We start from the raw sequence: 5,863 nt of genomic DNA on the forward strand, positions 1-5,863 counted from the left end.
AACACGCTCACCGCGCTCCAGGTCTCCAATGTGGTGAACAGCTCGTTCACCAACAACAGCGTTGTCGGGCAGCGCAGCGATGTGATATGGGGGGCGTCAACAGTCGAGCAATGCAACAACGTGGTCGAGAACAATACCGGCGAGGGTGGCAAGCCGATAGCCTACTACAATTCAACAGTTTCAATCCTGAACAATGACACGCTCGCCGACCTCATCCTCTGCAATGCCAACAACTCGTTGATAGACAACGTCAGCATGGTTTCAATAGAGCTTGCGTTCACCAGCAATTCCGTGGTTTCAAATTCCCGCTTCAACGCCAGCATGAAGAACGCATCAACCACCATGAGGGTGCAATACGGCTCGGAAAACAACACGATAGAGAACTGCACCGCCAACGCAACCTTCGCAGGCTTGAACATGGACACCAGCAACGGCAATCGGATAACTGGCTCGGATTTCTATTCATCTGGCAACGGGATTGTGATACAATCGTCGAACAGCACCGTGATAACCTTTACCAACTCAACGGCTCTGAGCGGATACGGCTTCACGTTGACCCAGAATAGCAACTACAACAATATTTCCAACGTCATAGGCAACTCGACCATGAACAGCAGCATCGCGTTCTTCCTGTCGTCATCTGTGAATATTGTGCGGAACAGTATAATTATCTCCAATTCAAGCACAGGGCTCTACTTTTCAACCGCGCACAACAACAGCATCACCAACTGCACGATAACTTCGGACTGGAACCATGGCACATGGCTCACGGGGAGCGAGAACATAACGATTGAAAACTCATCGTCGCAGTGTCTCATCGGCAACGGCACGACACGCGGCATCTACCTCTCCACCAATTCGCACCGCGCCAGCATAACCAACACCTATGCCTTCGCCAACAATTCGTCCGCCATATACAACATCGGAGGCACCGACATGGTGGTGGATTGCGGAAGCACCGTGTTGACCGGCGTAAATGCAACCGGGGCATACGGTGTCTATTCGTCACAAGCGAGAACAATTGTCAAAAATTGTGAAATATACAACTATTCACAGGGAGTGTATTTCAGCGGATTGACAAACGGCTTGATTGAGAATGTGACCGCCAACTCGACTGCTGCATACGCAACATTCGTCAATGGCAACGGCATAACCATCTACTCGAACACAAACTCAACCATCTCCAATTCAAGGGGCTATTCGCTGCACGGCTCCGGCATCCTGTGCTATGGCGTCGGATATTATAGCGACATCCTCAACTCAATAGGCAATTCCACCGAGGAGGCTGGCATTCAGATGTATTCCTGTTCCAACGGCTCGGTAATCAATTCCACCGCATTGTCGGCTGGCACCCTTCCGGCTTTGAATTTCCTCACCAGCAGCAAGGATAACCGAGTGGAGAACATCAATGCGGTCTCAACCTCTTCCGGCGACGGGATAAAGGTGATAAGCAACTGCTACAACAACTTCGTCAACTGCAACGGCACCTCTGACACGGGGATTGGCATCAACAACGGAGGCGCGGTCGGGAACAACCTGACAAACTGCCGAGGAATATCGAGAGCCAGCTACGGCATTTACACATCGGGTTCGGCAAACTCGAACATAATAATTGGCTCTTATGGGCTGTCCTCGATTTCAAACGGCATGAGCATCGGAGGATACTATCAGGTCATTGAGAACACGACCGCTGAATCTGGGTCTGGTTATGGCTTCGTCACATCCAACAACGCCTACAACAACTTCACGAACATAACGGCAATCTCCAATTCAAGCACGGCGTTTTACCTGTCCGGCTCATCCTATAACACGATAAGGAATATCAACGCAAGGGGCAACTCGTCAGCATTCGGGGGCGCGGTGTATTTTGCCCTGTCATCCAACAACACATTCGCCAACGGGACGCTGAACGGAATGGGCGGGGGATACTGCGCGATGTTCGGCAACAGCTCGGTGGCGGTTTCAAACAACACCTTTTCAAACAACACGTTCATGAACGCATCGACGCTGCTTTACATGGGCAACATGACGTCGGCAAACACATTCTACTGGAACAACTTCTCGAACGCATCAAGCCTCTATGCGAGGGATATCAACGGTAGCAATTACTTCAATGCAACGGAGGGGAATGTCTGGGAGGATGTGATTAACGGCTCGGTGGCAATATCTGGCTATTCGCTTTCGACGGGCTATCCTGAACTGTATATCGGGGCGGTCGGAACAGGCTATCCGTACAGCAATAACACATCATTGATGGTCTTGGGCGTGGTGGATTATGCGCCGTTGACCCAGACACAGGCTCCGCTCACATGCAATTGCTCGACCTGCGATGAATGCGTCATAGCCATGAACAATGCCTCGTGCAGCATCGTCAATGTCACCTCCGACCTATATGACGCGGAGGAGTGCATAGACACGGTGGACGACTTTGACAACAAAATCCTCGATTGCGATGGGCATACCATAAGCGGCAACATCGGCACCTCGGACTGGTGCATGTACTTTCAGGACAACTTCAACACCACGATAATGAACTGCAACGTGGAGAACTGCTCCGAGGGCATCCACTTCCAAAGCTCGACCGACAATGTGATTGAGGACTGTAATCTCTCAGGCATCGTAAATTATGCCATCAACCTGAATTACATCTTCGACCCAGCCAACTTCAATCTCACCCGCATCAATATCGAAGGGGCGGCGGGAACCACCCTCGGCGGCATATACATCACAGCCGCGAACAACACCCTCATGGATTCAATCAGCATCAACGGCACAACTGACGGGATAGTAATCTTCAATGCGGATGGCTACACCATAAGCAACAGCCAGATTGAGAACTGCACAAACGACGGTGTATTCACCGAGGACACATCCTATGGGCACATAACCAACCTGACCTCGTCGAACAACGGGTATTCCGGAATAGTCATATACGGCTCGAACATCGGCTCGCGTGGCAATGTCATCGAATACAGCAATTGCAGCAACAACGGGGCGGTCGTTGGATACGGCGCAGGGATAGACATAGAGCCTTCGGTCAATGACAGCATCATAAGGTACAATTTCGTGGATTCAAACTGGGGTTCCGGAATATTGATAAACCAGCTCGACGCTGGCATGGCTCCGAACCTGAACAACACCATCGTGAACAACACCCTGACGAACAATGCCATGCTCGACCTCGACCTGACGATGATGAACTGCAATCCGTCCAGCACGGGCGATTTGTGCTTCGTGGCATCGGCGGAAAGCTGCAACGATGTCATAGCCAACAACACCGGCACAGGAGGCTCGCTGATAGGCTATTACAATTCACCCGTGAACCTCGCCAATGCGGCTTATCCCGAACTCATCCTCTGCAATGCCAGCGGCTCTAACCTTACGAATATCACGGTTGGAACCAGCTTCGGGAACAACGGGCTGATTAGCTATATTGGAAAGAACTCCACGTTCAGGAACATCAATTCATCCAACAACCATTTCGGGATTGTCCTCTCGGAAGGCGACAACAACGTGGTGGAGGATAGCATCTTCGATAGCAATGGTTTGGTTTATTTCGGCGGGGTCGGCGGAGCCGGAGTGCTGGTGGGTTCAAGCGACAACGTGTTTGTCGGAGGGCGACCGGTCGGTCCAAGCATCACGAACATCTCCAATACGACCGCGAACGGAAACGTCAATTATGGGATTAGGTTCGAGAGCGGCAACAACACAGTAGCAGGCAACACCATGAACAACAATCAGGGCACAGGTCTTGAAATCACGCAAGCGGCGGGATATGACATAATCCGGAACAACAACGCGAGCAACAACAGCTGGGAGGGAATTTTAATCGGCGGCAACTCACAGGTCGTGGAAAACAACACCGCCAGCAACAACACCAACTTCGGCTTCAATCTCGCATGTTCAAACTCGAACATCACCGAGAACACCGCGGAGGGCAACATGCTTTATGGCATGTCCATCACGACATCCACCACAATCACGAACAACACCGTTTCGTCGAACCGCGTCAATGACAATCAGGCATACGGCATATACTTCTCGTTCACAGGCATCAATCCGACGACCGGCAACCACATGAATGTCTCCAACAACAACGTGTCGGGCAATGGGAATTATGACATTTTCCTTGCGCCAACCTATGAAATGCGCTGCAACCAGACGATAGAGAACAATCTGGGCACGGGCGGCTTGCCGATAAGATTCTACAACAGCCCAGCCGCCGCATCAGGCGAGGAGCTGGCGGAACTCATCCTCTGTGATGCCGACGGCTCGGTCATCAGCGACATAAACATCACAAGCTCCGGCTCGAACGGCATATTGGCATACTTCCTGAACGACACTACTCTGTCAAACATTAATTCTTCGGATGTCTTCCGCGGCATCGTCATGCAGGATTCCGCAGGGAACAACATCTCCAACTCAATCTTCTCGGACAGCGCATCTTACGGGATGAGGCTGGTCAGGACGAACTCAAGCATCATATCGAATTGCAGCGCGTCGGACAACAACGGGGATTTCTCAGGAACGTTGTCATATGAGAATTTCGTGTCTAATATGACATTCGCCTCTACAGCGGTCAGTTTCACGTTCAATAATGTGTGGGTGGAGGATGTTGTTGCGGCATCAGAGCCGGAAAACCCGTCAGGCGTCAGGAACATAAGCAAATACCTCAACGCATCGGCTACCTCGCCGACAAGCTGGCTTTACCTGAATTTCACATACACCGATTTGGATTTGTCCACACATTCGGTGGATGAGAGCACTCTACAGGTGTGGATGTACAATGAAACGAATACTACGTGGCAGTCCGACGGCTTCAATGAAACGGCTGGAGTGGACACGGTGAACAACGTCGTTTACAAGAACATAACCGCCTTCTCAAGCATTTTCGCCCCGCTCGGCTCGCCGATGGGCTGCGGTGAGATAAGCTCAGGTGGCACCATCACCCTTGCGAACAATCTTTCCATAAACGGCTCCACCTGCTTCAATATCACCGCCCCCGACGTGGATATAGACTGCGCGGGCTTTTCCATAATTGGCAACAACTCATCAGACACGTTCGGTATTTACTCCAGCCAATTCAACACAACGATAAGGAACTGCGATATTTCCAACTTCGAGACCGGCATCTACTTCAACGGCTCGAGCAACGGCACGATACAGAACAACACAGTCGCCACAACATTCAACGCCAGCAACTTCCCAATATACAATGCCGGCATATTGCTTTACAACTCCGCCAACAACACCCTCAGCAACAACACGGCATATTCCAATTCGCAGGTTGCAAGGGGAATTTCCATCTACGCAAGCTCCTACAACACAATCGCCAACTCCACCGCATACTCCAACTCCATCTATGGCATCCTCCTGCACCAAGGTTCAAACTACAACACCATCACCAACACCACCGGAACCTCTACCTCATACATCGGCATCGGAATTGAAGCGTCCCACAACAATACCATCAGCATCTGCAACGGCTCCTCCACATCCAGCATCGGCATCCAGCTCTCCCAAAGCTCTGACAACAACATAACCAACTCCAAAGGCAATTCCAGCACGGGCAGCGGAATTTCCATCTCAACAAATTCCAATTACAACACAGTCGCCGGTTCAAACGGCACCTCAAGTTCAGGAAGTGGCATCGCCATCGGCTCCGCCTCCTATAACAACATCACCAATTCCAGAGGCACGACCACATCCGGCTCCGGCATCTATATTGATTCCGGCACCTATAACAATATCTTCGATTCCACTGCCATCTCCCCATCGGCTAATGGTATTTTTCTCTCCTCGGCATCTTTCAATACAATTTCTAATACCAACACCACTTCCAACGCCCACCACGGGATAAACA

1 protein-coding gene is annotated in these 5,863 nt (G+C 51.0%); it reads left to right on the forward strand.

Annotated features, from left to right (window positions below; translation table 11 throughout):
* Positions 1–5,863 (forward strand): right-handed parallel beta-helix repeat-containing protein (locus tag HWQ67_RS11745; RefSeq protein WP_218252881.1); only part of this gene is annotated, 5,863 nt, incomplete at both ends.

The sequence above is a fragment of the Candidatus Magnetobacterium casense genome (genome assembly GCF_019173545.1).
In the GTDB taxonomy this organism is placed as follows: Bacteria; Nitrospirota; Thermodesulfovibrionia; order Thermodesulfovibrionales; family Magnetobacteriaceae; genus Magnetobacterium; species Magnetobacterium cryptolimnobacter.